Genomic DNA, 21,079 nt, shown 5'->3' on the forward strand with positions numbered 1-21,079 from the left:
GCGCGTCCGTCAGTGCGGCCGCGTGTCGCTTTCCGGGCCCTCCGGCGACGCCTCGAAGGGCGGCGCATCGAGTACCGTTTCGCCTTCCTCGATCAGCCAGTACGGCGATGCGCCGTAGTACGCGTGCAGCCCCTCGGCCCAGGCGGGATCGGCCATCGTCGGCCAGCGGTCTTTCTCGAAGCCGGGCGCGTCGCGCACGCGCTCGGTCGAAACGGGCAGCACGAAGCAGCGGCGCCCGGCGTCGAGCGTCAGCACGTTCCACGGCACCGCGAGCAGCTTGTCGCCGATCCCGAGCAACCCGCCCGACGACACGACCGCATACGCGATCCGGCCCGAGCGGATATCGAGCATGATGTTCGTGATCTTGCCGATGTCGTCGCCGTCCAGCGTCAGCACGCGATCGTCTTCCAGCGTGCTGGCGGCCATCACGTCCGGCCCCGGCCCGCCGGCCGAACGGCCGCGGTCGCCGACGATGCGCGCCTGCGTGCGCGACGGTCTGTCCGTTGTCATCGCTGTTCTCCTGGTCGAAGCGGCGCGGCGCACACGGCGCGCGGGCCGGGTGAGGTGCCGCGGTCAGCGGCGGCGCGGCAGGGACACGTCCTCGAGCGTGTTCGCCAGCTCGTCGCGCGCCGGGCCGCCCGCGCGTGTCGCGATGTCGCCCAGCGACACGATGCCGACGATCTGGTGATTGGCGTCGAGCACCGGCATCCGGTGCAACTGCACGTCGGCCATCCGCTGCTGGACGTCGCCGACGCCGTCATCTTCCACGCACCACTGCACCGGCGCGGATGCGACCACCTTCACCGGGGTATCGGACGAATGCCCGTGCGACAGCGCTCGCACTGCGAGGTCGCGGTCCGTCACGATCGCGACGAGCCCGGTGTCGTCGCAGACCGGCAGCACGCCGATGTCGAAGCGCTGCATCAATTCGGCCGCATGGCGAATCGTGTCGGTCGGCGCGACGCAGACCACGTCGCGCGACATGATTTCATTGACGCGATACATGAACGCCTCCTTCGTGAACGAGACGACATGGAAGCAGAACGCGTGCCGCGTTCAATCGGCACAGGCCGGGCCTGCGCGGCCGGGCCACGGAGAAATTTGCCAGCCGGCTTGTACATCTTCCACGGCGCCAGCCGCGGCCGGGCCGCGAGCGACGCTCAGTGGCCGACGCCCGTCATCACGACGATTGCGAGGACCAGCGCACTCTCGATCGCGGCGAGCGCCGCGACGCCTGCGGCGCCGCTGACTTCGTGCCATGCACGTTCGATGCGTTTCATCACTTCACTCCGGTTGGGCCGGCCGGGCGACGCTACGCTGCCGCGCATCGCGGGCCGGGGTGCCGCCGTCAGCCGTGATCGCGGGGCGGTGGCGGGGCGTCGGGCGCGCGACGTTCGCGTTCGCCGGACGGCCTGGCGGGGTCGATGCGGGTCGCACCGCCGACGGCGGGCGGATCGCTGGCCGGGAACGTCTCCTCGAGCCCTTCGTCGATGCGCTCTTCCGTCTTGTCGTCGGACGGCTTGCGCGACGTGGCTAGGGAGAGCGGGCTGGCAGCCGGTGACACGGCGTCTCGGCTACCGGGGGCGGATGCGGTCATGATCGAACCTCCTTATGGGTACGAGGGGTGCAAGCACCGTACCCGCGCAGCGCGGGCGGCATGACGCTTGCAGCCGTCGAACCGGCCGAGCGGGCTGAGACGTGGCCGGCCCGCCGCCGGCGTGGACGAGAGGACATCGTGATGAATGAACCCAGGGAAAGAATACGTTACGACGCGAACGTGTGCGGCGGCGATTTCAGTCAAGTGCGCGAGCGTTTCGACACATGGAAGCGCGAATCGCAGATCCACCGGCCCGAGCGGCGCATGTTCGACGGGAAGGACGAGGTTCGCGAGCTGAACCCTACCGTCTACGCGGGGCCGGAAAGCGCACGGCGGGCGCTCGCCGCGCGATGCGCGCCGTCCGATCGATTCGCACTCGCGGCGCGCCTCGCCGCCGAAGGGCGCACGCTGTGGCTGGTGATGGCGGCCTACGATGCATGACCGGTGCGCGGCTGCCCACCGGGCAGGCACGCCGCTTGCGCGCGCTCGCCGCACCCATCGACACGCGCGAGCCGCCGCGCAGGAGCGACATGAGTACACGATCCATGCTGCACCGTCCGGAGCCGACGCCCGACTTCGATCCCGATCCGGCGCTGCCCGAGCACGACGATCCGTTCGATCCGCCCGTGCTCCCGGGCCTGCCGCAAGGCGATCCGCCGTCGCAGCCGCCGCCGATGCGGATGCCGGGCGAGGGCAGCGAACCGCGGCCGGCCGCGCGATGATCAAAAGGAGGACCATCATGGACATTCACGTGCAATCGCCCGACAAGCGCGCGATCGCCCAGGTGCTGGGCCGCTATTTCGAGTCGCGTTCATTGCGTTACCACATCGAGGAGTTGCCGGGCGGCGTGCTGCATATCGGCTTTCGCGCGAGCGGGCGCCCGGTCGCCGTCACCGTGTCGTTCGACGACACCGCCTACGACACCTACACGCACTGGGACGCGAGCCAGAAGCAGCTCGCGCTCGGGCGTCTCGCGGACGGCTTCTCGCGCATGATGGCGAAGCGCAGCCCGGCCGCGCTCGCCGGCGACTATCACGTCGAGCGTTTCTGATTCCGCAACCCTGCGCCGGTTCATGCCGGAATACGGCAAAGTGCCCGCGTTCAACGGGCGCTTTGCGGCTTCGCGCGCGCCAGCGTAGGATGTTCACAATTCAGCGCACGCTACGTTCGCGCCGTCGGCTGCTCGCCGTTGCAGCCGGCCAGGCTGCGACGCGCTTTCCCTCAGGTTCGTTTCGTGCAACCGACGGAGACCGCCTTGATGACAGTTGCCCGCCCGTTGTTGTCGCCCGGCACCCGCCGGTTCGTGTCCGGCCTGTCGGCCTTCGCCGCGCTCGCGGCGGCCGGTGCCCGCGACGCGTCGGCCCAGACGCCGTCGCCGCTCGGCGAATGGCAATACTCGGCGGGCGTCCCGCTGCAGAAACTGTTCAGCCCGACCGTCCCCACGTGGCAGGTCAGCGTCGGCGCGGCGATGACGCTGCAGCCGCGCTACGCGGGTTCCGATCGCTATCGCGTGATGGGCGGCCCGAATCTCGACGTGCGCTATCGCGACCTGTTCTTCCTGTCGACGGGCGACGGGCTCGGCGCGAACGTGTTGCGCGGGCCCAACTGGCGCGTGAGCCTGTCGGTCGGCTATGACCTCGGGCGCCGCTCGGCCGACGACCTCGACCACCTGAACGGGCTCGACAACATCAACGCGGCGCCGGTGATGAAGCTCGCGGCCGACTACGTGATCTCGAAGGATTTTCCGCTCGTGCTGCGCGCGGATGTGCGGCGCAGCATCGGCGGCTCGAACGGCTGGGTCGGCGATTTCTCCGCGTACATGCCGATGCCGGGCAGCAACGAACACTTCTTCTGGTTCGCCGGGCCGACCGTGTCGTTCGCCGATTCGCGCTACATGAACAGCTGGTTCGGCGTGCCCGCGGGGGCGTCCGCGCGCTCGGGGCTGCCGGCCTATTCGTCGGGCGCGGGGATGAAGTCGTTCGGCGCGGGCGTGACGATGGTGTGGTTCGTCAACAAGCACTGGTTCGTGACGATGGACGGCGCGATCGAACAACTCGTCGGCCGCGCACGGCGCAGCCCGATCACGCAGCAGTCGACGAACGGCGTGTTCGACATGTCGGTGAATTACCAGTTCTGACCGGGTCGGCGCCGGCGGGGCAGCCGCATGGCGGTGCGCGGCATGCGGCATTTTTCGTCACATTTGATATGATTCCGACCTGTACAAACGTACAGTGATCGATCCCCGTGACGCCTGCATCGCCGACGCCCCCGGCGTTTTACTACCTGACCAATTTCGAACGCGCGCTGGCCTGGCTCGGCGAGCGCTACGACGACCTGCTCGATGCGAGCGAACATGCGTTTCTCGCGCATTTCGCGCAACTGCCGAAAGCGTCGCGTGCGTTGCTCGTGCGGATGCTGATGCGCAGCGGCACCGACTTCCGCGCGAGCAAGCTCGCGTACGACGAAATCGGCAGCACGCTCGACGCGGCCGCGCCGCTCGTCGAGCTCGGCTGGGTCGATCCGGCACCCGCGCTCACGCTCGACGAGTTGTTCCTGCTGTCGACCAAGGCCGACCTGCTGAAGATGTTCCCGTCGCTCGCGGCGCACGCGGGCGAGCGCAAGCCCGAGTGGCTCGAGCGGCTGCGGCCCGCGCACGACGTGGCGCAACCGCTCGACGCATGGTGCGCGCAGGCCGACGATTGCGTGCTGCGCGTGACGGTCGGCGCGCTGTGCGACCGCCTGCGGCTGATGTTCTTCGGCAATCTTCATCAGGACTGGAGCGAATTCGTGCTCGCCGATCTCGGCGTGTTCCAGTACGAAAGCGTGCCGTTCGCGCCGTCGTCGCGCGCGTTCCAGCAGCGCGACGACGTCGACGCGTATCTCGCGCTGCAGACCTGCCGAGAAGCACTCGACGCATGGCCCGACGACCAGCCGTTCGACGATCTGCTGCAGGCGATCGACGCGGTCGGCTGCGCGCAGCCGTGGCTCGCGACGCGCCGCGCGAAGCTGCTGTTCACGCTCGGGCAGACCTGCGAGCGCCGCGCCGACTGGGCTGCCGCGCTCGACGCGTATGCGCGCAGCGCGTGGCCGGGCAGCCGGCACCGGCGCATTCGCGTGCTCGAACGCTGCGGCCGCGACACCGATGCGCTCGCGCTGGCGCTCGATGCGCGCGGCGGCTTCGAAAGCGACGAGGAGCGCCAGCGCGTCGAGCGGATGCTGCCGCGCCTGCAGCGCCGTCTCGGGCAGCGGGTCGAACGCGCGGGCAGCACGCCCGACGTGCCGCGCGAGACGCTCGTGCTGATGCGCCCTGAAGCGTTCGTCAGCGTCGAATACGCGGTGCGCGACCATCTTGCGCAGCCCGATGCGCCGGTTCACTACGTCGAGAACACGCTGATCAATTCGCTGTTCGGCCTGCTGTGCTGGGAGCCCGTGTTCGCGGCCGTGCCCGGCGCGTTCTTTCACCCGTTCCAGCGCGGCCCGGCCGACCTGCACGCGCCCGATTTCGCCGTGCGCCGCACGGACGCGTTCGCCGCCTGTTTCGCGCAACTCGACTCGAGCGCGTACCGCGACACGATCCGCCGGCACTTCGCGACGAAGACGGGGCTGCAATCGCCGTTCGTGTTCTGGGGCGTGCTGACCGGCGAACTGCTCGACGAGGCGCTGGCCTGCCTGCCGCCCGAGCACCTGCGGCTGTGGTTCACGCGCCTGCTCGCGGATATCCGCGGCAACCGCTCGGGGCTGCCCGATCTCGTCCGTTTCTGGCCCGGCGAGCGGCGCTATGAATTGATCGAGGTGAAGGGCCCCGGCGACCGGCTGCAGGACAACCAGACGCGCTGGCTCGCGTACTGCCTCGCGCACGGCATGCCGGTGCGTGTCGTCGATGTCGAATGGGCCGGAGCCGGTGTCGAGCAGGCCGAAGCGGCGGGATTGTCCGCATGAGCTACGTCGTCGCGGTGCGGGCGATGTGCGAATTCACCGCGCGGCGCGGCGATCTCGACCTGCGCTTCACGCCCGCGCCGACCGCGCTCGAAGGCATTGCCGGTCATGGCGCCGTCACGTCGAAGCGCGGCGCGCGCTACGAAACCGAGATCGCGTTGACCGGCACGTGGGGCACGCTCACCGTGCGCGGGCGCGCGGACGGCTACGACCCGGTCGCGAACCGGCTCGAGGAGATCAAGACCTACCGCGGCAGCCTCGACGCGATGCCGGCCAATCATCGCGCGCTGCACTGGGCGCAGGCGAAGGTCTATGCGCACCTGATGTGCGACGCACGCGGACTCGCGGAAATCGACGTCGCGCTCGTGTATTTCGACATCGTGTCGGAGCGCGAGACCGTGCTGACCGAGACGCTCGGCGCAAGCGCGCTCGCCGCGTTCTTCGCCGAGCAGTGCGCGTGCTTCGTCGGCTGGGCCGAGCGCGAGACCGCGCACCGCTCGGCCCGCGATGCGGCGCTGCGCGCGCTGACGTTTCCGCACGGCCGATTCCGCAGCGGCCAGCGCGAGCTGGCCGTGTCCGTCTATCGCGCGGCGCGCGACGAGCGCTGCCTGATGGCGCAGGCGCCGACCGGCATCGGCAAGACGCTCGGCACGGTGTTTCCGCTGCTGAAGGCGTGCGGCGAGGGCGAGCTCGATCACGTGTTCTTCCTGACCGCGAAGACGCCCGGTCGCGCGCTCGCGCTGGAAGCGGCGACCACGCTCGGCGCCGGCACGCCGGCGCTGCCGCTGCGCGTGCTGGAGTTCGTCGCGCGCGACAAGGCGTGCGAGCATCCCGACCGCGCGTGTCACGGTGAATCGTGCCCGCTTGCGCAAGGCTTCTACGACCGCCTGCCGGCGGCGCGCGACGCGGCGATCGGCGCGGGGCTGCTCGATCGCGATACCGTGCGCGAGGCGGCGCTCGCGCACGACGTCTGTCCGTACTATCTCGCGCAGGAGCTGGCGCGCTGGTCGGACATGGTGATCGGCGACTACAACTACTACTACGACGGCAGCGCGATGCTGCATACGCTCGCGCAGCAGAACCAGTGGCGCGTCGGCGTGCTCGTCGACGAGGCGCACAACCTGCTCGATCGAGCCCGCAAGATGTATAGCGCATCGCTCGACCCGTTCGCATTCGCGGCCGCGCGCGAGGCGGCGCCCGCGGCACTGCGCAAGGCGTTCGACCGGCTCGCGCGCGCGTGGGGCACGCTCAATCGCGCACAGGCCGCGCGCTATGCGGCATACCCCGAGATTCCGGGGCCGATCGTGTCGGCCGTGCAGAACCTCGTCGCGGCGATCGGCGAACACCTGACCGATGCGCCGCGCGCGAACGGCGACGCGCTGCTGCGCTTTCATTTCGAGGCGATCCAGTTCGGCGTGCTCGCCGATGCGTTCGACGGCGCGTCGATCTTCGACGCGACGCTGCACGGCGAGCCGCTGCCGCGCCAGGCCGGGCTCGACGGCGTCGCACCGGCCGGGCGCCGGCGCCGCATCCAGTCGACGCTGTGCGTGCGCAACGTGATTCCGGCCGGCTTTCTCGCGCCGCGTTACGACGCCGCGCGCGCGACCGTGCTGTTTTCCGGCACGTTGAGCCCGTTTCATTTCTATCGCGACACGCTCGGGTTGCCGGCCGACACCGGCTGGCTCGACGTCGACGGGCCGTTCCGCGCCGAGCAACTGATCGTGCGCGTCGCGAGCCACGTATCGACGCGCTGGCGCGACCGCGACCGTTCGCTCGAACCGATCGTGGACCTGATCGCCGCGCAGTATGCGACACGGCCCGGCAACTACCTCGGTTTCCTCAGCAGCTTCGACTATCTCGGGCGCGTCGTCGCGCTGATGCAGACGCGTCATCCGGACGTGCCCGTGTGGGCCCAGGCGCCCGGCATGGCCGAAAGCGAGCGCGACGCGTTTCTCGCGCGCTTCGACGCGGGCGGGCGCGGAGTCGGCTTCGCGGTGCTGGGCGGTGCGTTCTCGGAAGGCGTGGATCTCGTCGGCGAGCGGCTGATCGGCGCGTTCATCGCGACGCTCGGGCTGCCGCAGGTCAACGATGTCAACGAACAGATGCGGCGCGCGATGGAGGCGCGCTTCGGCAACGGGTACGACTACATGTATCTGTACCCGGGCCTGCAGAAGGTCGTGCAGGCGGCCGGGCGCGTGATCCGCACCGAACACGACGAGGGCGTCGTGCATCTGATCGACGATCGTTACCGGCGGCGGGAGGTGCGCGATCTGTTGCCGCGGTGGTGGCGGATCGGGTGACGGGCGTGACGGATGTCGTGCGCGGGATGTCGTGCGCGCGGCTCGCGTGAATCCCTAAAGCACGTTGAGCATCGCGAGCGCGGTTTCCTGCAGATGCGGCAGCACGCGCCGCACGGCCGCGTCGGTCGTCTCCGCGCCGATCGGCATGTTCGTGCTCAGCGCGGCGACGACTTCGCCGTGACGGTTCTTCAGCGGCACCGCGATGCCGCGCACGCCGACCTGCAATTGCTGCTCGATCACCGCGAAGCCCGCGTCGCGCGCGTGGTCGACCTGTTCGAGCAGGCGTGCCTTGTTGGTGATCGTGTGCGGCGTGAACGGCGCGAGTTCGGTGTCGTCGAGCCACGTGCGGACGGCCTCGCGATCCGGTTGATGCGCGAGCAGCACGACGCCCGGCGACGTCAGCGGGGCGGGCACGCGCGCGCCGAGCACGAAGCCGGTCGTCATCACGCGCGACACGCCGTTGCGGGCGATGAACACGAGTTCCCAGCCGTCGAGCACGCTCACGTACGCCGATTCGTTCAGCGACGCGCTCAGTTGCTGCAGATAGGGCTGGACCGTGCGCGGCAGGCGCGCCGAATCGAAGTACGACCAGCCGACCCGCAGCACGCGAGGCGTGAGGCCGTACAGCTTGCCGTCGGTGTACACGTAGCCGAGCGATTCGAGCGTCAGCAGGTAGCGCCGCGCGGCCGTGCGCGTGAGGCCGGTGCGGGCGGCGGCCTGGGTCGGCGTCATCCGCGCGTGCTGGCTGTCGAATGCCTCGAGGATCATCAGGCCCTTTTCGAGGCCGGCAATCCAGTCGCGTCGGTCGAGGTCGGGCTTTTTCATGGTCGGGGGCGCGTCGTGCGCGGTGTTCGTGCGGGAGTGGGCGATTATCGCGCGGCGCGGCGGACAATGCGACATGCGGCCAGCCGGCGCTATCCGTTCGGCCTTGCAGCCCGTGCATCGTGGCAACGGCCTCGATCGAGGGCTGCGAGTACCTGTACACCGAAGATATGCATGACGGCTTGCGGGTGGAGGGTGATCCAGTATTGCGGAATCCGTTTGTCTGAGCGCCGGCGGTTTCGGGCACGCGCTCGTCCGGCGTTCTGGTCGCGACGGGCGGTCAGGCAGCGCGAGGTTCTCGGGCTCACGTGTGTTCGTGACAAAGCGCGGCAATCCGCCATCGGGTGTCGCTCACGCACCACAGCTCCAGAAAATCGAAGCGAGAATCCATCGTTCCGTCGTGCCAGACGAATCCAGTTCCGGATATCGTCGCCCATTGCGCGTGCTCGGCGATCTGTATCGCGTCATCCCGGTATGCAACACGACGTGTGACCGTCGCCCGTTCGGCCGACAGGGCGCGCATTCGAGCGAGAAACTGCGCTTTCGGACGAAAGCGATTTTCGTGCTGGATAAAGAAGTGCGGGCTTGCCACGAAATCGAGTTGCTCGACGTCGGCGTGGCGATACGCATCGATCCAGACTTCGCGCATCTGCATCAGTGTGAATCGAGGTTCCATGTCGCTTGCATTCCGGTTGAAGTGCGAGTTGCCGTGTGTGCGGCTATTCGCTTGGGAAGGAACGCAGCCTATGGCTTCGACAGGTGTTTGGGCAATCGGACAGGTCTGAATCTGGCGTTCGGCGAGCGATGCAATGCATTGGCGCCGGCGACATCCAGCTCATGCGCTCGAGCAATCCCGGCCGAGGGGCCGTGACCGTAATGGTGTGATCGATGCTGCCACGTCGACGCGAACGACGTCGATGCCGGGACGGGAAGTGAGGCGGGGGCGTGGCCGATACGCACCCGACGGCGGCCGATGGCTGAAGAGGGGGCAGCGGCGCGTCGGCGCCGCCGGTCGAATGCAAAAAGCGGCGGATGCGGCGCGCCTGTTACGCCCGCCGCATCCCGATTGCCATTACTCGCTGCTCGTCCACTCGACGTTCGCACCGACCGAACGCAGGTTTTCGACGAAATGCGGGTGCGCGCGGCGGATCGGCAGCGCGTTCATGATTTCCGAGCGGCCTTCGATGCTCGCGGCCACCATCAGCAGCGCGATCGCGACACGGATGATGTACGGGCTCTCGACGCGCGCCGGCGTCAGTTGCAGGCCGCCGAACGTGATCAGCCGGTGCGGATCGGACAGCAGCACGTGCGCGCCGAATTTCGACAGTTCGCCGGACCAGCCGAGCGCGCCGTCGTAGACCTTGTTCCAGAACATCGCGCTGCCTTCCGCACGCACGCCGAGCGCGATGAAGATCGGCAGCAGGTCGACCGGCAGGTACGGCCACGGCGCGGCTTCGACCTTGGTCAGGATGTTCTGCGTGAACGGCCGGCGCACGCGCAGCGGGCCGTCGCGTTCCGCACGGGACCAGCCGTCGCGGTGCGTGACGGTCACGCCGAACTTCGCGAACGTGCGGTCGATCAGCGGGAAATGCTCCGGCGACGAGTTGCGCACCGTGATGTCGCCGCCGGTGATCGCGCCCAGCGCGAGGAACGTCGCGATTTCGTGGAAATCCTCGGCAAAGCGGAATTCGCCGCCGCCGAGCTTGCCGCCGCCCGTCACGCACAGGCGCGACGTGCCGATGCCTTCGATCGCGACGCCGATCATCGCGAGGAACTGGCAGAACTCCTGCACGTGGGGCTCGGACGCCGCATTCATCAGCGTGGAGGTGCCGCCGGCGGCCGTCGCGCACAGCGCGAAGTTTTCGGTGGTCGTCACCGATGCGTAGTCGAGCCAGTGATCGTTGGCCGTCAGCGGGCCGTCGGCACGGACGATCAGCGAATCGGGCGTGCGCTCGATGTGCGCGCCGAAGCGCTCGAACACTTCGACGTGCGGATCGATTTCGCGCACGCCGAGCGTGCAGCCCTTCACGTCGTTCTCGAGGCGCGCGACGCCGAAGCGCGCGAGCAGCGGCGGAATCAGCATGATCGACGAACGCATCGCCTCGGGCAGGCGGTGAACGGCCGGGTCGAACGTCGTGTTGCGATGGTGGAGTTCGAGAATGCCGGTCGTGAAGTCGACCGACACGTCGCTGCCGAGCGTGCGGAAGATGTCGAGGATCTTGCGCACGTCGGTGATGTCCGGCACGCCGACGAGGCGCAGCGGCTGATCGGTCAACAGGGTGGCGCACAGGATCGGCAGGACGGCGTTCTTGTTCGCGGACGGCTTGATGTCCCCGCGCAGCGGAGTGCCGCCGTGGACGATGAGATTCGACATGATATGGGGGCGTATCTGTGACTGACGTAGGCCCATATGATGCCATTGGTCGGCGGGTGACGTGGAATGTTCAGAGGGCAAAAAGGGCTTCTGCGCGCGGGATTGACCGTGTTTGACGTTGGGCGAGGGCCGGGCCCGTCCGGCTCGCCGGGGATAGTAGCCGGTGTGAAAATGGCCGGCGCGTATTGCGGCCGGCCCTCCGGTCATCTCCTCACTCCGCCGCCCGCATCCGCGCGGCGACCACCAGCGAGATCAGGCAACCCACCGCGAGATAGCCGGCGACCAGGTGCCATGAACCGCCGGCCAGGCTGACCAGCGCCACCGCGATGAACGGCGTGAACCCGCCGCCGACGACGCTCGCGAACTGATAACCGACGCCCGCGCCGCTGTAGCGGTATTCCGCACCGAACAACTCGGTGAAGAGCGGCTGCTGGACGCTCACGATCATGTCGTGCGCGGCATTGGCCAGCAGGATCGAGAAGACCACGATCCACGCGATCGAGCGCGATTCCAGCGCGACGAAGAACGGCACCGCCGACGCGAGGCCGATCAGCGCGCCGATCAGGTAGATGCGGCGCAGGCCGAAGCGGTCCGCCAGCCACGCGAAACACGGGATCGTCACGCAGCTGACCGCGCCGACCAGCAGGCCGATGTTCAGGAACAGGTCGCGCGACATGCCGAGGTTCGACGTCGAATAGCTGAGCGCGAACGCGGTGACGATATACATCGTGAACAGTTCGGCGAGCCGCAGCGCGACGATCAGCAGGAACGCCTTCGGATGGCGCGTCAGCGCCTCCAGCACCGGCAGGCGCAGCTTGCGATTGCCGTGCTCGACCTTCTCGACGAATTCCTGCGACTCGTCCATGCTCTTGCGGACCCACAGCCCGATCAGCACCAGCACGATGCTGAACACGAACGGCAGGCGCCAGCCCCACGACTTGAACGCGGCCTCTCCGAGCGTATGGCTCAGGATCGACACGATCCCCGTGGCCAGCACGAGCCCGACGCCGTAGCCGACCTGCACGCCGCTGCTGTAGAACGCCTTTTTCTGCTTCGGTGCGCTCTCGACGGCCATCAGCGCCGCGCCGCCCCATTCGCCACCGACCGCGAAGCCCTGGATCGCACGCATCAGCACCAGCAGCACGGGCGCCCACCAGCCGATCGTCGCGAAGCTCGGCAGCAGGCCGATCGCGACGGTCGACAGCCCCATCAGCATCACGGTCAGCACGAGCATCCGCTTGCGGCCGAGCCGGTCGCCGTAATGGCCGAACACGACGCCGCCGAGCGGCCGGAACAGGAAGCCGACGCCGAAGGTCGCGAACGCCGCGAGCGTGCCCATGGTCGGGCTGACCTTCGGAAAGAATTCGGAATTGAAGACGAGTGCGGCGACGATCCCGTACAGCAGGAAGTCGTACCAGTCGACGACGGCACCGACGAAGCTGCCGATCGCGGCCTTGCGGGCCTGGCTGCGCGCGCGGGCGCCGGCGGCGGCGTCGAGGGTGTCGAAGGTTGGGGTCATGGCGAAGTCTCCTGGCATGGCGCATCGTGGAATCGTGGCGGCGCCGCGTCCGATGCTGCATTGAAGTCGATGGGTGGACGGAGAATAGGGCGCGCGCCGCGCGACGGCAATTGGCCGATCGGACAAAATGCGCGATTATCGCTCTTTTATGTGCGATTATCGAACGAATCCCGGGTTTGCACTAGGCGAGGCATTCGTATCCCGTTCGGCCAGGGTGTGCCGGCGTGAACGATCTGGTTAAAATCGGGACCATCAAAACCTTGCCCGAATCGGGCGGACACCCGGCCACCCCATCGGCCGGGGATGCCGCACGCGCGGGCGTCATCCCCATCGACCGCATACCCCCGGAGACTGTAATGCCCGGCAATTCCCACCCCCTGTCCAGCGATACGCCGCCCGTTGCCGATCCGGCCGCCAATCCGCTCGGGATGGCCGGACTCGAATTCGTCGAGTTCGCGGCGCCGGTGCCGGACGCGCTCGCGCAACGCTTCGAGCAGCTCGGATTCAAGGCGATCGCGCGCCATGTCAGCAAGAACGTCACGCTGTACCGGCAAGGGCAGATGCAGTTCCTGATCAACGCCGAGCCCGATTCGTTCGCTGCGCGCTATGCAGAGGAATACGGGATGGGCGTGTGCGCGATCGGGCTGCGGGTGGCCAGCGCACGGCGCGCGTTCGAGCGTGCGATCGAGCTCGGCGCGTGGGCGTTCGAGGGCGAGCGGATCGGGGTCGGCGAGCTGAAGATTCCGGCGATCCAGGGGATCGGCGATTCGCACCTTTATTTCGTCGATCGCTGGCGTGGGCGGGACGGCCAGCGCGGCGGCGTCGGCGACATCTCGATCTTCGACATCGATTTCCGGCCGATCGACATCGCGACCGCGCATACCGATCTCGATTGCGCGGGCACGGGCCTGCAGCAGGTCGACCATTTCACGCAGACGGTCGGCGCGGGGCGCATGCGCGAGTGGCTCGACTTCTATCACGACCTGCTGCACTTCCGCGAAATCCATGAAATCGACGCGCACTGGCATGTGTCGGAAGAGTCGCGCGTGATGGTGTCGCCGTGCGGCGCGGTGCGGATTCCGGTCTACGAGGAAGGCACGCGCCGCACCGAGCTGATGCACGCGTATTTGCCGGACCATCCGGGCGAAGGCGTCCAGCACGTTGCGCTGGCGACCGACGACATCCTGGCGAGCGTCGATGCGCTGCGCGCGAACGGCGTCGAATTCATCGAACCGCCGGCGCGCTATTACGACGAAGTCGATGCGCGGCTGCCGGGGCACGGCGTCGATCTCGACGCGCTGCGCCGCCGCGCGGTGCTGGTCGACGGCGAAATCGGCAGCGACGGCGTGCCGCGCCTGTTCTTCCAGACCTTCGTCAAGCGCCGGCCCGGCGAGATCTTCTTCGAGATCGTGCAGCGGCAGGGGCACCACGGATTCGGGGAAGGGAACCTCGCAGCGCTGGCCCGCGCCCGCGACGCCGGGTGAGCGGCAGAGGGCGTGGTCGCGGTAGTGGCGACGGCTGCGAGTGCGACTGAGAAATCAGCGACCGCGTAACGTCACCCGCCCGCGGCCGGCACACGGTTCGGCGCCGGATCGTTCGGCGCCTTGAGCGCGCATGCGGTACCGCCCGGCGTGTACATCGACACGACGCAGCGATTGCATGACGTGCAGCCCGATTGCGCGATGCGGCCGTCGCGCAGTTCGTTCACGAAACCCGGCTCGAACACGAGCGCGCGGGCGAGCGCCACCGCGTCGAATCCTTCGCGCATCGCCAGCGCGACGTTCTCGCGCGAGCGCACGCCGCCGAGATAGGCGAGCGGCATCCGGACGGCCGCTCGCACCTGCCGCGAATGCTCGAGGAAATACATCTCCCGAAACGCGCCCATCTTCGGCTCGGTGAGCTTCTGCAGCGCCATCGCGGTGCGCACGATCGCGTTGTCGGCGTTCGCGCGCGCCTCGCCGGGCAGCGGGCTGCCGAACAGCTGCCACACCGACTCGACGTTCATCCCGCCGCTCAGCACCAGCAAGTGCGCGCCCTCGGCCTCGAGCCGCCGTGCGATCTCGGATGCGTCGTCGGGCGTTCCGCCGCCACGCACCCCTTCGGTCACGCCGATCTTGCAGACCACGGCGAGATCGCGGCCGACCGCATCGAGCACGCGGCGCAGCACCTCGACGGGGAACGTCGCGCGACGCGCCGCATCGCCGCCGTATGCGTCGCGGCGGCGGTTGTACAGCGGCGACAGGAACTGGCTCAGCAGATAACCGTGACCCATATGGATCTCGACCGCGTCGAAGCCCGCGTCGCGCGCGTGGCGCGCCGCGCGTGCGAATTCGTCGGCGATGACGGTCATCTGATCGCGCGTCATCGCCTGCTTCAGGAAGCGGCCGCTCATCACGCCGACCTTGTTGAACCCGCCCGACGCACTCAACGGACGTTTCGTCGACAGCGACGGCAGGAACGTGAAGCAGCCGCCGTGGGTGATCTGCGCGGACGCCGCCGCGCCGTGGCGATGCACCGCGTCGGTCAGCGCGCGGAATTGCCGGACCGTGGGCGCATCGAGCCGCGCCTGGTCGACGAACGTGCGGCCGTCGTCGCTGACCGCGCAGTACGCGACCGTCGTCAGCGCGGCGCCGCCCGCGGCGATGCGTTCATGAAACCCGACGAGCGCACGCGACGGCACGCCGTTCGGCGTCATCCCTTCGTTGGTCGCGGATTTGATCAAGCGGTTGCGCAGCGTCAGCGGGCCGATCTGCAGCGGGCTGAATGCAGTATCGAGGGCGGCAGGTTCCATGTCGGGCGTGCGTCGGAATGGGGATGGCGACCATTGTGCGGAGCCGACGCCGGATCGCATCGTCCACGTGGATGATCCGCCGCCCGCCGCCCGGGCGCCCGCACCGCCTAGTCGGCCGCGCCCAGCTTGCGCGCCTGGCGGCGCATCCCGTCGAAGATCGCATCGGCCACGTCTGACGGGAAATCCGCCGGAATGCGCGACGCGACGCCGGCGATTACCGGTTCGGTGCGTGCCGCCACATCGGCCATGGCCGCGCGTACGACGTCTTCGGTCAGACCGACACGCGCGCCTTGCGCGATCCAGTGACGCGGCTGGATGTCGCCGATCACGTAATGGCGATTCTTCCCGCACACGGCCATCGCGAGCCGGGCGCGCCGCGGCGGCAGTTGGTTGCGGCGCGTGCCGATGATCGGATGCGCGGACAGCACGTCGTACAGCGGCGTGCTGCGATACGTGTTGCCGGGCAGGTGCGCGATGCTGAAATTCTTCGCGTGGCCGTCGATGGCCGCGAGCACCCAGAACACGAGCTGCGTGACGAAGAAGTTCGTCCGGTCCCGCGCGGCCTCGGCGGAATTCGCGAGGATGCCCATGATCGTCGCGATGCCGGGGCCGCCGTCGGATTCGTATTTGGCGCCCGACGGCGTGCCGGTCGCCTGGCACATGTCCTCCTGCGGCAGCCGCAGGATCCAGGTGCCGTCGCGGGACGGACGGCGGTCGAAACGCTCGACGATCAGCGCCTTCTGGTCGTCGAACCGGCCGATGTCGCACGCGGCGACCGGCAGGCCGTACGCGGCGACGATCTTCGAACACAGCCATTCGTTCTCGACCGACGTGCGCATGTCGGCCTGCATGTTCCCGACGCGCCCCAGCGGCAGCTTGAAGATATGCGTGGTCGGCGTGCTGCCCGCCGGCAGCAGCCAGCGATCGCCGTCGCGCAATAACGCGGTTTTTTCCTGCGCGCCGGCGATCGACAGGCGCAGCTCGCCGTCCGGCTCCGCGTGGCCGGGCAGCGGCGCGGCGGTCGCGTGGCGCAGCACGTCGGCCACGGCCGTATCGTCGAGCGCGGTGCCGTCGATCGATTCGAGGTCGACCGGTGCTTCGTCCGGGGGCAACAACTGCAGCGCCCCGACGCAATCGCGGCCGATCGACGCGAGCAGTTCGAACGGCGCCGTCGACCCGAGCCGGTAGCGCTGCGCGATGCGGCGGCGGATCGGCTGGCTGTCCGGCAGCAGGTTGTCGAAGTAGTCGGCGACGATCGCGCCCTGGTGCGGCTGATTGCCCGGCGTGAACGGCAGCGACAGCGACAGCGGACGGCCTTGCGGATCGTCGACCCACGCCGGCAGGTAGACGAGGCGCTCGACGCCGCGCCGGACTTCCCAGTAGCCGACCGGGATGCCGTTCATCCACAGGTCGAGGCGGTCGTGGCGGGGGCGGCGGGCCATCGTCACCAGTCCTCCCGCGTGGTGCCCCGAGGCTTGCCGGGCGTGGCGGCGGCGGGCCGTTTCCGCGTGGCGGCGGATGGGGCCTTCGCAGCGGCCGGCGGGCGAGCCGGCAGCTCGGACGAACCGGGCGAACCGGACGAGCGACCGCGCGCGGCCGGCGTGCGCTTGGGCGCCGGCGCGGTGCCAGCTGGCGCCGCTGCGTCGTCCGGCGTGCCCGGCTCGAGCGCCAGGCGAACGCCGAGCACGTTCAGCACCTTGAAAAGACGTTCGATACTGACCGTGGACGGATTGGCTTCGAGCTGCGCGTACGACTGTTGCGTCACGCCGAGGCGGGCAGCGAGCTGCGCCTGCGTGAACCCCGCCGACTTCCGGAAGCCGACGAGGATCGGGCGCAACTGGCTCAAGGTCTGGACAGGGAATGCCATGGGCTCTCCGCGCAATGACAGGCGATCGTTTGTAATCGAAAAATACAGTCTATGGTATGTATCGTCAAAATACAAACCTCAGACTGTATTTCATAAAAACAAACGATAGCCCGTCAAGCGGAAACCCGTGGGGCGGCGCCAGGACGCGCGGCACGCGCCTGTCAGCCTGTCGCCCGTCAGCCCGTCAGCCCGGCATCATCACGCCGCCCGCAGCGGGCTCGCATCGGCGGCGCCCGCGCTTTCCGGATCGTCGTCGCCGAGCGGGATGAACGCCATGATTTCCAGGTCGTGCCCCGACAGCGCCGGCAGCCGGAACGGACTCGACAGCACGTTCAGCCGCCGCACGCCGAGCTCACGCAGGATCTGCGAGCCGATTCCCGTCACGCGGCCGTCACGGCGTGCGTGGCCGGCCGGCGTTCGCATCGCGTCGCCGCGCATGTCGCAGTCGAGCAGCACCGCGACGCCGCAACCGGCCGCGTCGATCCGCTGCAGCGCCGCGTGCAGCGGCCACGAATGCGCGGACGGTTCCGCGTCGAGCAGGTCGAGCAGCGAATGGCATTCGTGCACGCGCGTCAGCACGGGTGTCGACGGATCGGGCTCGCCGCGCACCAGCGCAAGATGTGGCGCACCGTGCACGGTGTCGCGATACTCGATCGCGCGGAACCGGCCCCACGGCGTATGCAGCGGCCGTTCGCCGACACGTTCGACGAGCGACTCGTGCTCGCGGCGGTAATGGATCAGGTCCGCGATCGTGCCGATCTTCAGCCCGTGATGCGCGGCGAACGTCCGCAGCTCGGGCAGCCGCGCCATCGTGCCGTCGTCGTTCATCACCTCGCAGATTACCGACGCGGGCGTGAGCCCGGCGAGCGCCGCGAGATCGCAGCCGGCCTCCGTGTGTCCCGCGCGCACCAGCACGCCGCCCGGGCGCGCGGCGATCGGAAACACGTGGCCGGGCCGCACGAGATCGTCGGGACGCGCGCCCGCGCGCACCGCCGCGCGGATCGTTCGCGCGCGATCGGCTGCCGAAATGCCGGTCGTCACGCCTTCGGCCGCCTCGATGCTGACGGTGAACGCGGTACCGAATGGCGTGCCGTTGCGATCGGCCATCGGCGGCAGACGCAGTTGCTCGCAGCGCTCCGCGGTCAGCGTCAGGCAGATCAGCCCGCGCCCGAAGCGCGCCATGAAGTTGATCGCGTCGGGCGTCACGTGATCGGCCGCGATCACGAGGTCGCCTTCGTTTTCGCGGTCCTCCTCGTCGACGAGCAGGACCATCCGTCCCGCACGCAGCTCGTCGACGATTTCCCGCGTACCGGCGAGCGTCATTGCGCCTCCGTCGCGTCGAAGGCGCGGCGCAGCGCGTCGGCGCCGAAGGTCAGCACGCGATCGGCCGCGTCGATTGCGCCGAGCATGCTCGCGAAGCCGTGCAGCTGCCCCGGCCAACGCACGAGCGAGACCGGCGTGCCGGCCTGCGCGAGGCGCAGTGCGTACGCTTCGGCCTCGTCGCGCAACGGATCGAATTCCGCGCTGACGATGGTGGCCGGCGCCGCGCCCGACAGGTCCGCCACGGCGAGCGGGCTCGCGAGCGGCGATGCGCGGTCGGCGCCGTCGTCGAAATACTGGCGCTTGAACCAGCGCATCGCGTCCGCCGTCAGGAAATAGCCTTCGCCGAGCGATTCGTACGACGGATGCTCGTTCGCGCAATCGACGACCGGATACAGCAGCAACTGGTGCGCGATCGCGATGCCCGAGCCGCGCAACTGCAGCGCGGCGACCGCGGCCAGGTTGCCGCCCGCGCTGTCGCCGGCCACGGCGATCGCCCCGGCGCGCGCACCGAGATCACGCGCACCGGCGGCGGCCCAGCGCACCGCGTCGCAAGCGTCCTGCGCGGCTGCCGGGAAGCGCGCTTCGGGCGCGAGCCGGTAATCGACCGACAGCACGAGCGTGCGCGCCCGCCTGGCAAGACTGCGGCACAGGTTCGCGTGCGAATCGATCCCGCACGCGACGAAGCCGCCGCCGTGGAAAAACACGGTCAGCGGCAACGGCCCGTCGGCATCGGGCCGATACAGTCGTGCGGATAACTGACGACCCGGCGCCGGGATCTGCCAGTCCTCTTCGGCGGCAATCGCGTCGCCGGGCGCGAACGCGCTGCCTCCGGCGAGGCTCGCACGGTACGCGGGCACGGTCAGTGGATCGAAATCGATCGGGGGCACTTGGGCGAGCGCGGCGAGCAGCGCCTGCGCCTGAGGGTCGAGCGGCATTGGAACTCCTGTCTGAATCGGATGCGGTCTGAATCAGGTAAACCCGCATCGCGGTTTTCCCTGAGCCCGCGCCGGATGCTTGCCGGCACGGCCTGACGGGCATTCCAGCGCAGCGGGCAGGGTGCCACATCATCCGATTGGACGATGGTTCGCGCGTCCGGATGGCCAAAGCTCACCATTCAGTGAATGTCCCGATGACGCCGGAATTAAGACACGTCTTAATCATGGCGGCGCGGATGAATCGCACCGAACACAAGTTGCATGGAGGATGGAGCGTGCTGATGGAGACGAGATGGGCCCCGCAAGAGAGCCAGTCAACGAGCGAGGAGGCCGACATCGGCGTCGCTGATTTCAGCGAGCTGATGGCGCGCATCTACCAGGGGCCGATGGAAACGCCGCCGTGGGCCGGCGCGCTCGAGATGGTTCGCCGGCTGCTGCAGGCCAGCTACGTGACGCTGATCCTGCGCGCGGCCGCGAGCGACCGTCGCGCGCCGCTGTCCGTGCATGCATCGGAGTTCGGCCCGGTCGTGCCGGGGGACGGCGAGGCGTCGTACAACAATTACTACTATTCGCTCGACCCGTTCGTCGGCCTGCCGGCCGATCGCGTGGTCACGGTCGACGACGTGTTCGGCGATACGGGCTGGCTGTCGAGCGAACTGTACAAGCAGTTCCTGAAGCCGCAGGACGTGCGCTACATTCTCGGCGCGGACCTGCGCACGCCGTCGGGCGTCGAGTGCCGGTTCCGCGTGTGCCGCAATCATGCGTCGAAGCAGTTCTCCGCGCGCGACAAGGCGATCTGCGCGCTGCTGCTGCCGCACCTGAAGCGGGCGGTCGAACTGCATTCGCGGCTCGACACGGCCGAGGTCGAGCGGTCGATCTATGCCAACGCGATCAACCGGATGCAGATCGGCACGATCACGCTCGACGAGAACGGCACGATCATCGACATGAACGGCGTCGCCGACGAGATCCTGAAGCAGAACAACGGTCTGACGATTGCGCGCGGCACGATCGAGGCGACCGATGCGCAGGAGAACCGCACGCTCAAGCGGCTGATCCGCCACGCGGTGATGGGGCATCACGGCACGGCCGCGGCGATCGTCGAGGCGATGCCGATCACGCGCGGCTTCGACAAGCCGCGCCTCGGGCTGCTGGTGCGCACCGTGCTGCTGTCCGACTGGTCGGAGGACAACAAGCGCCGGCCGGCCGTCACGCTGTTCCTGCGCGACCCCGACCGCAAGCCGCAAGGCGCGCAGGAAATCATCCGCAAGCTGTTCGACCTGACACCCGCCGAGACGTCGCTCGCGCTGCTGCTGACGAACGGGCTGACGCTCGAGGAGGCGGCGGAGGAGTCGGGGATCAGCAAGAACACGGCGCGTACGCACCTGCGCGCGATCTTCTCGAAGACGGGCGTGACGCGCCAGGCGACACTCGTGCGAATCCTGCTCGGGAGCGTGGTGCCGCTGGGATAAGTAGAGGCCGATGTCGATCCGTCGGAGTCGGCCGCATTCCTCTGGCGAGCCAGCGACAACGGTCGACGGGGCACGTGACGCTCGGCGATGGAGGCATCATGCAAAAGAGGCTCGCCCGTACATCCGGTTGCCGCTTTCTCGTT

At 68.7% G+C, this 21,079-nt stretch carries 20 protein-coding genes; 8 read left to right on the top strand and 12 right to left on the bottom strand.

Annotated elements, in window-relative coordinates:
* Window positions 1–9: 9 nt before the first annotated feature.
* From DIE16_RS01360 to DIE16_RS01370, 3 genes are all read right to left on the bottom strand, one after another.
* On the bottom strand, window positions 10–510 hold the full coding sequence (locus DIE16_RS01360; RefSeq protein WP_124484847.1) for a PRC-barrel domain-containing protein: 501 nt from the start codon (window positions 508–510) through the stop codon (window positions 10–12).
* Window positions 511–573: 63 nt separating this feature from the next.
* Window positions 574–1,005: a CBS domain-containing protein gene (locus DIE16_RS01365; RefSeq protein ID WP_044843097.1), complete on the bottom strand. Its 432-nt coding sequence runs from the start codon at window positions 1,003–1,005 to the stop codon at window positions 574–576.
* Between the two features lie 343 nt (window positions 1,006–1,348).
* Entirely contained in the window at window positions 1,349–1,597 is a 249-nt protein-coding gene (locus DIE16_RS01370; RefSeq protein ID WP_124519570.1) for a hypothetical protein, read from the bottom strand.
* Window positions 1,598–1,738: 141 nt separating this feature from the next.
* On the opposite strand from DIE16_RS01370, the gene DIE16_RS01375 reads away from it, so the two are divergent.
* The 6 genes from DIE16_RS01375 (at window position 1,739) to DIE16_RS01400 (ending at window position 7,833) form a co-directional block, all read left to right on the top strand.
* On the top strand, window positions 1,739–2,038 hold the full coding sequence (locus tag DIE16_RS01375; protein ID WP_124519568.1) for a hypothetical protein: 300 nt from the start codon (window positions 1,739–1,741) through the stop codon (window positions 2,036–2,038).
* Between the two features lie 89 nt (window positions 2,039–2,127).
* On the top strand, window positions 2,128–2,319 hold the full coding sequence (locus DIE16_RS01380) for a hypothetical protein (RefSeq protein WP_124519566.1): 192 nt from the start codon (window positions 2,128–2,130) through the stop codon (window positions 2,317–2,319).
* Window positions 2,320–2,336: 17 nt separating this feature from the next.
* Entirely contained in the window at window positions 2,337–2,648 is a 312-nt protein-coding gene (locus tag DIE16_RS01385) for a hypothetical protein (RefSeq protein ID WP_044843100.1), read from the top strand.
* 207 nt (window positions 2,649–2,855) lie between these two features.
* Window positions 2,856–3,734, top strand: coding sequence for a MipA/OmpV family protein (locus DIE16_RS01390; protein WP_044843101.1), 879 nt, complete (start codon window positions 2,856–2,858; stop codon window positions 3,732–3,734).
* A gap of 107 nt (window positions 3,735–3,841) precedes the next feature.
* Window positions 3,842–5,536 (top strand): VRR-NUC domain-containing protein, encoded by a 1,695-nt coding sequence (locus DIE16_RS01395; protein ID WP_124519474.1) that lies wholly within the window; start codon window positions 3,842–3,844, stop codon window positions 5,534–5,536.
* A complete protein-coding gene (locus tag DIE16_RS01400; RefSeq protein ID WP_124519564.1) occupies window positions 5,533–7,833 on the top strand; it encodes an ATP-dependent DNA helicase in 2,301 nt (766 codons plus the stop codon). Before DIE16_RS01395 ends, DIE16_RS01400 begins: the two co-directional genes overlap by 4 nt.
* A gap of 54 nt (window positions 7,834–7,887) precedes the next feature.
* On the opposite strand, the gene DIE16_RS01405 is transcribed toward DIE16_RS01400, so the two are convergent.
* The 4 genes from DIE16_RS01405 to shiA all read right to left on the bottom strand — a co-directional run bounded on the left by DIE16_RS01405 (window position 7,888) and on the right by shiA (window position 12,548).
* Window positions 7,888–8,658 carry an IclR family transcriptional regulator C-terminal domain-containing protein gene (locus DIE16_RS01405; RefSeq protein ID WP_124484841.1) on the bottom strand — a complete coding sequence of 257 codons (771 nt, stop codon included), beginning with the start codon at window positions 8,656–8,658 and terminating at the stop codon, window positions 7,888–7,890.
* A 301-nt stretch (window positions 8,659–8,959) separates the two neighbouring features.
* Window positions 8,960–9,331 carry a DUF4440 domain-containing protein gene (locus tag DIE16_RS01415; RefSeq protein WP_124519472.1) on the bottom strand — a complete coding sequence of 124 codons (372 nt, stop codon included), beginning with the start codon at window positions 9,329–9,331 and terminating at the stop codon, window positions 8,960–8,962.
* 396 nt (window positions 9,332–9,727) lie between these two features.
* Window positions 9,728–11,029 (bottom strand): UDP-N-acetylglucosamine 1-carboxyvinyltransferase, encoded by a 1,302-nt coding sequence (locus tag DIE16_RS01420; RefSeq protein ID WP_124519561.1) that lies wholly within the window; start codon window positions 11,027–11,029, stop codon window positions 9,728–9,730.
* Between the two features lie 211 nt (window positions 11,030–11,240).
* Entirely contained in the window at window positions 11,241–12,548 is a 1,308-nt protein-coding gene (gene shiA, locus DIE16_RS01425; protein WP_124484839.1) for a shikimate transporter, read from the bottom strand.
* Window positions 12,549–12,904: 356 nt separating this feature from the next.
* Here shiA and DIE16_RS01435 point away from each other — a divergent pair, with 356 nt between their 5' ends.
* The gene (locus DIE16_RS01435) at window positions 12,905–14,032 is read left to right on the top strand and encodes a 4-hydroxyphenylpyruvate dioxygenase family protein (RefSeq protein ID WP_044843109.1); all 1,128 of its coding nucleotides are present in this window, start codon (window positions 12,905–12,907) and stop codon (window positions 14,030–14,032) included.
* A gap of 71 nt (window positions 14,033–14,103) precedes the next feature.
* Here the strand turns inward: DIE16_RS01435 and DIE16_RS01440 are convergent, their stop codons facing one another.
* The 5 genes from DIE16_RS01440 to DIE16_RS01460 form a co-directional block, all read right to left on the bottom strand.
* On the bottom strand, window positions 14,104–15,339 hold the full coding sequence (locus DIE16_RS01440) for an NADH:flavin oxidoreductase (protein WP_124519470.1): 1,236 nt from the start codon (window positions 15,337–15,339) through the stop codon (window positions 14,104–14,106).
* Between the two features lie 107 nt (window positions 15,340–15,446).
* Window positions 15,447–16,781 carry a type II toxin-antitoxin system HipA family toxin gene (locus tag DIE16_RS01445; protein ID WP_124484837.1) on the bottom strand — a complete coding sequence of 445 codons (1,335 nt, stop codon included), beginning with the start codon at window positions 16,779–16,781 and terminating at the stop codon, window positions 15,447–15,449.
* A gap of 2 nt (window positions 16,782–16,783) precedes the next feature.
* Entirely contained in the window at window positions 16,784–17,206 is a 423-nt protein-coding gene (locus DIE16_RS01450; RefSeq protein WP_124519468.1) for a helix-turn-helix transcriptional regulator, read from the bottom strand.
* Window positions 17,207–17,404: 198 nt separating this feature from the next.
* The gene (gene ribBA, locus DIE16_RS01455; RefSeq protein ID WP_124519467.1) at window positions 17,405–18,529 is read right to left on the bottom strand and encodes a bifunctional 3,4-dihydroxy-2-butanone-4-phosphate synthase/GTP cyclohydrolase II; all 1,125 of its coding nucleotides are present in this window, start codon (window positions 18,527–18,529) and stop codon (window positions 17,405–17,407) included.
* Window positions 18,526–19,464, bottom strand: coding sequence for an alpha/beta hydrolase (locus DIE16_RS01460; RefSeq protein WP_124519466.1), 939 nt, complete (start codon window positions 19,462–19,464; stop codon window positions 18,526–18,528). Before DIE16_RS01460 ends, ribBA begins: the two co-directional genes overlap by 4 nt.
* A gap of 281 nt (window positions 19,465–19,745) precedes the next feature.
* Between DIE16_RS01460 and DIE16_RS01465 the strand changes: the two genes are divergently transcribed.
* Window positions 19,746–20,936, top strand: coding sequence for a helix-turn-helix transcriptional regulator (locus tag DIE16_RS01465; protein ID WP_044843154.1), 1,191 nt, complete (start codon window positions 19,746–19,748; stop codon window positions 20,934–20,936).
* The last annotated feature ends 143 nt before the right edge of the window (window positions 20,937–21,079 follow it).

The sequence above is a fragment of the Burkholderia sp. Bp9090 genome (assembly GCF_003857985.1).
Classification (GTDB): Bacteria; Pseudomonadota; Gammaproteobacteria; order Burkholderiales; family Burkholderiaceae; genus Burkholderia.